The following is an 830-nucleotide window of genomic DNA, read 5'->3' on the forward strand; positions in this document are numbered from 1 at the left end:
GCCGACGGCCCGATGCCGCAGACCCGCGAGCACATCCTGCTTGCCCGTCAGGTTGGCGTTCCCGCCCTTGTCGTGTTCCTCAACAAGGTCGACCTTGTCGACGACGCCGAGTTGCTCGAACTGGTCGAGCTCGAAGTGCGCGAACTTCTGTCGAAGTACGAATATCCCGGCGACGACATTCCGATGATCAAGGGTTCGGCTGTTGCCGCCCTCAACGACGGCGACAAGAAGATCGGCGAAGACGCGATCCGCGCGCTGATGGAAGCGGTCGACGCCTACATCCCGACGCCTGAGCGTCCGATCGACCGTCCGTTCCTGCTGCCGATCGAAGACGTGTTCTCGATCTCGGGCCGCGGCACTGTGGTGACCGGTCGCGTCGAGCGCGGCATCGTCAAGGTTGGCGAGACCGTCGAGATCGTCGGCATCCGCCCGACCACGTCCACGACGGTGACCGGCGTTGAAATGTTCCGCAAGCTGCTCGATCAGGGCCAGGCTGGCGACAACATCGGCGCGCTGATCCGTGGCGTTGGCCGTGAAGACGTCGAGCGCGGTCAGGTCCTGTGCAAGCCAGGTTCGGTCAAGCCGCACAAGAAGTTCGTGGCTGAAGCCTACATCCTGACCAAGGAAGAAGGTGGCCGTCATACGCCGTTCTTCACCAACTACCGTCCGCAGTTCTACTTCCGCACGACTGACGTGACCGGTATCGTGACGCTGCCGGAAGGCACCGAGATGGTCATGCCCGGCGACAACATCACCGTCGATGTCGAGCTGATCGTGCCGATCGCCATGGAAGAGAAGCTGCGCTTCGCTATCCGTGAAGGTGGCCGTAC

1 protein-coding gene is annotated in these 830 nt (G+C 62.5%); it reads left to right on the forward strand.

The window, feature by feature from the left end; translation table 11 throughout:
* The coding region (locus tag AC1RTB_RS26465) for an elongation factor Tu (protein WP_492882240.1) at positions 1 to 830 on the forward strand (830 nt) is incomplete at both ends.

The sequence above is a fragment of the Aminobacter sp. GW821-FHT11F06 genome (genome assembly GCF_058808215.1).